Origin of the sequence: Microvirga tunisiensis (assembly GCF_009296175.1) — a bacterium.
GTDB lineage: Bacteria > Pseudomonadota > Alphaproteobacteria > Rhizobiales > Beijerinckiaceae > Microvirga > Microvirga tunisiensis.
On the sequence record NZ_VOSK01000452.1, the window covers coordinates 1 to 4,291 of the forward strand.

General features: G+C 65.9%; 5 protein-coding genes. 1 reads left to right on the forward strand and 4 read right to left on the reverse strand.

Going from position 1 to position 4,291, the window contains the following annotated elements; translation table 11 throughout:
* Both FS320_RS47340 and FS320_RS39090 read right to left on the reverse strand, forming a co-directional pair.
* The coding region (locus FS320_RS47340) for a hypothetical protein (protein WP_210252244.1) at positions 1–394 on the reverse strand (394 nt) is incomplete at its 3' end.
* Positions 395–528: 134 nt separating this feature from the next.
* Entirely contained in the window at positions 529–1,482 is a 954-nt protein-coding gene (locus FS320_RS39090) for a calcium-binding protein (RefSeq protein WP_162003533.1), read from the reverse strand.
* A gap of 479 nt (positions 1,483–1,961) precedes the next feature.
* Between FS320_RS39090 and FS320_RS39100 the strand changes: the two genes are divergently transcribed.
* Complete coding sequence (locus FS320_RS39100) at positions 1,962–3,734, forward strand: hypothetical protein (RefSeq protein ID WP_152717758.1); 1,773 nt, start codon at positions 1,962–1,964, stop codon at positions 3,732–3,734.
* 118 nt (positions 3,735–3,852) lie between these two features.
* On the opposite strand, the gene FS320_RS45595 is transcribed toward FS320_RS39100, so the two are convergent.
* A complete protein-coding gene (locus FS320_RS45595; RefSeq protein ID WP_153885393.1) occupies positions 3,853–4,020 on the reverse strand; it encodes a hypothetical protein in 168 nt (55 codons plus the stop codon).
* Positions 4,021–4,031: 11 nt separating this feature from the next.
* On the reverse strand, positions 4,032–4,291 hold a 260-nt coding region (locus tag FS320_RS39105; RefSeq protein ID WP_210252245.1), incomplete at its 5' end, for a hypothetical protein.

Sequence of the window (4,291 nt, forward strand, 5' to 3'; positions counted from 1 at the left end):
GCCAATCGCGGTCTGAAATCTCGGCCATCTCTCGCACGCTGGGACAGCGGCCCTTGAACGCGTTCAGGATTGCGGCTCTCACCCGCGACGGAACAGCATCCAGAGGAAAAGGCTCTTCCAAGGTCATGATCATCCCGCAACCTAAGCTGATTGAGTATTGCGGCGCGGATATCTTGTCCGATCCAAGGCAGGATGTCGGCGGATGTTCGGTTTTCATCACTGTAACCTTTTGAGGTAACTGAATTTCTTCCAAATCCCATAGCGGCGAATTTCCGACACGATCGTTTATGGAACTGGCGCAGGCGAAGCGGGACAGCCGCGACCTGTGAGGCTGCTCGTCCTGAACATCCTGTCTTGGCAAAAAGAAAGCGCCCGTCGTCTCAAGCGGGCGCAAGACAACCGGCCGCGATTTCGCGGAAGTCGTGTGTGGAGCTGGCATACCCACTCGGGGAGGCGCGGCTCGTGATACTCTGCCGACCATCGATAGAGGTCAGGGTGGTGCGGCTCGTGGCCCGCACGGTGGGCGCCTCAAATAAAGAAGATGTCCTCCCCCACCGTCAGGGAGGTCACGCCTCGGACGGTGAGAGTGTTCCCCGGACCGAAGTCCAGCCGCAGGCCGCCCGGCACGGCGTCCACGTTGCGATCGGCGTCGTTGATCACGTCGAAGGGGCGAGCGTTGTCGACCATGGCTCGCGCGACGGCGGGGTTGGGGACGTCCACAAAGATGCGGTCCCTCTCCAACTCAAACCTCGAAAAGTCCATGACGGTGTCGTTGTTGAAGGTGAAAGGGTCGATACCAGCGAGGGGGGCAGCCGCACCACCGACGGGGCCAGTCACAAGAGGGAGGGAGCCAACCACATCAGGGAGGGGGCCAGCCACGCCACCGCCGCCAGTAGTAGGGCCAGCTACGCCACCAATGGCAGGAGGAAGAGGCGTGACGACGAAGACAAAAGCGTCGCCGCCGCGGAGGCCGAAGAGAAGATCGTTACCGGGGCCGCCGTCGAGGGTGTCGCTGCCGAAGCCGCGGGGATCATTGCCGAAGAGGAGAAGAAGATCGCCGACGAGAGTATCGTTACCAGGGCCGCCATCGAGGCTATCGTTACCGGCGTCCCCGCTGAGATAATCGTCGCCGCGCTGCCCGAGAAGAGTATCGTCGCCGTCACCGCCGAAGAGCGTATCGGGGTTGTTTCTGTTAGCGGCCCGGCTGTCGAAGATGAAGCCGATCAGGCCGCCGGCCGCGGCGCCGGCGCCGGCGCCGGCGCCGGGATTGCCGGCAAAGAAGCCGACTATGCCGCCAACTACGGTGCCAATGGCCCCGCCGGCCTCTTGGCCGGTTCGCCCAATGTCGGTGTCGCCACCTTCGATGCGGTCGTTCCCTCCGAGGCCCTCAAGGGTGTCTCTGCCGCCGAAACCGCGGATGCGGTCGGCCTCGGGTGTGCCGATGAGGTGATCGGCGCTGGGGCTGCCAATTATTTCCGCCATGACTGCTTTCTCCCTTCGCGCCCACCGGATCTTCGTTCCGAACTCCTGCGCACGAGAGTTGTATGGGCGCCACGGCCCCCTGGCATTCGCTGTAGCCGGGCCTAGGCACTCCGCCGCCCGACTGGTTATGAGCGAGAATTGCGCTTTATAATACTCCCTACCACCCTGCTGCGTCCAGGGCAGGGAGCAGCATTCAAGTGCTAACGGCCTAGCGAGAAGAGAGGCCGGAAACGGCACCATCCCCGCCTGGTCCCGAACACCAATCGGCGTAGCCGCATCTCCAGGGCGGGCAAACAATAGCTGGCTTTGCGCCGTCCTACGGATTGCGTTTAAACGCCAGAGCAACAGCCGGGCTGGTGGCACTGCGGCTTGGACCGGCTGATCATTCGGTCTTATACTTTGATGCAGCGCAAGGCGGGTTCCGCTCCCCCGCCGCCCCGCTGCCCTGAGATGCGAAGACGATAACGCCAAGAAGGAGCGTGACGACGCCGAAGGTGAAACTGGTCGACATGTACGCGCCGCCGACCTCCCGGCAGAAGCGGGACACGTCCGACACCTCGCAGCAGCAGGCGCTGGCCGAAATGCTGCTGAAGGGCAACCAGCCGACGCAGGTGTACTCAAACACGGCAGGCATGCTGGACGTGGGCTCGAAACTGATGGGAGCCCTCCTGGCCAAGCGCGCGACGAGCCAGGAGAAGGAAGCCGACGAGCAGGCATGGTCGGACATCCAGAATGCCCTGGCGAGCCAGAGCCTCGGCCTCGACGATGCTCCTTCGTCTTCCGATGCCTCCTCCGTCCCCCCATCCGGTCAGAGCCAGCCGTCTCGCGGCAGCGCGGCCCCAAGCGTCGCGCCGCGCCCCAGCGGCGATGCCTCGCAGGCCAACGCCACCAACGAGCGCCAGCGGGCCGCCGAAGCGCAGGCGGATGGTCTCAAGCCATGGGAGAAGGCTAAGCGCGAGCAGGAGACGGCGCAGCAGAAGCCATCGTCCATGCCATCGGAAGATGAATTCCCCGAGGACGCCGAGAAACCCTGGGAGGCGGCGAAACGTCAGGAAGTCGAGGGCCTGGACCTCGCCAGAGCACGGGCGAGAGCACGGGCTGCCATGCGTGCCCGTGAGCACAAAGACACCAAGGCGCGCGAAGTCCGCGTGCAGGCTGAGTTCGAGGCCATGAGCCCACTGCACAAGGCTGGCCGGGCCACGATGGACATCGCGCGCCTGGGGCTCGACGGCGCGAGCTTTGGCTTCGGCGACAAGCTGCTTGCCGGGATCGAGGCAGCGGGCCGTTCCGACATGGACTACGACGAGGCGCTGCAACTTCACCGCCAAGCAACCGGGGATGCCAAGGCCCGCGCCGGTTACGCCGGGACGGCGGCTGAAATCGGCGGAGCCTTGTTGCCGATGGGCGCTGCCGCGAAAGCGGGCGTGACCGCCGCTCGCCTTATTCCGCAGAGCCTGTCGCGGGCCAAGACGCTCGGAGCCCGGCTGATTGCGGGCGGTGCCGAAGGGGCAGGCTATGGTGCGCTGCATGGGGCGGGACACGACCAGAATGTGGGTGATGCCGCCTTGCTCGGTGCTGCGGCGGGCGCTGGCGGCACAGCGGCAGCCCAGGCAGTGGGCGGGGTCACGCACAGATTGGCTCAGGCGCTCAAGAAAAAGCCGTCCGTACCCTCGACCGAGGAGCTGACTGCACAGGCGCAGGCGGCTGAGGGCGCGGCGTCGCTGAAGGAAGCCCTCGGCCTGCGGGGCCGGGTGGCGAAATCCGATGCCGTGGAGCGTGCGCTCCGCGAGGCCGAGCTGGCCGCGAACCCGGAGCGGGCCACGCGCACGCTGGTCGGCAGGCTGCCGCAGACGATGGACAACCTCACGCCGGACGAACTGGCGGCGGTCAGGGACGTGGCCAAGGGCTCCCTCTCGCGCAAGGCGACACGGCTCACCGGCGACCTGCTCGCCCCGCAGGGGCCACTCGGCGGGGCCTCGGTCGGCGGTGCCGTCAGCGGACTGCTCGCGGGCCATCCTTGGGCCATCGCGGCTCCGCTGACCGGCGCGGGCGCGAAGGTGCTGTCGGATCGGCTCACCAAGCGCAAGGCCAACCAGCTCGCCGAATTGATGCGGGCTGGCCGCACGCGCGAGGCGTTAACGGGGCCGGACAATGCGCTTCAGCGTCTGGCCAAGTCGAAAACCGATGCTCTCGCCCGCGCCCTGCTGTCCGGGGAGCTTTCGCTTGCCCCGTATGCAATAAATCAAGATTAGGCCGAGCACGGCCATGGCAACCAAGTCACCTGGGTAGAGTGTCGGCAAGTCGTTGTGGCTGACGTGCAGCGCGATGGCGACGGCCAGGAGACCGATCCAGCCATACGGGCCGGGCTTCTCAAACTGGTTGTTCATGGCCGGTCTCCTTCGGTCGGCTAGGTGGCCTGATCTCCGCCTCCAGCCGCTCCACGGCGGCCTCGACCTTGCCTTCGCGCAGCAGGGGCAGGATTTCCGCAGCCAGCTGGCAGCGGCCCCTGCGGGCGGCGGCAGCGCGACGGCGTTTCATGTCATGTCGCATCATGCTCTCCCCTGGCACGGTTCGTTCATCGGGTTGCGGCCCTCGGCCAGCTTCGCTGCTTCCAGCAAGGCATCGGCCATCAGGCGGGCGCTGAAGGGGCTCAGGAGCCGGACGGCGCTGAGGATCGGATCGTCGTTGAAGATGTCGACCAACACGCAGCCGTCCTCGTCGGTATCGACCTCGATCTGCGTCTCGACCCACAGCAGCGCAGCCGCGCCGGGCAGGTGTTCGTCGGTCATGTTAACGCTTCGAGCCATGG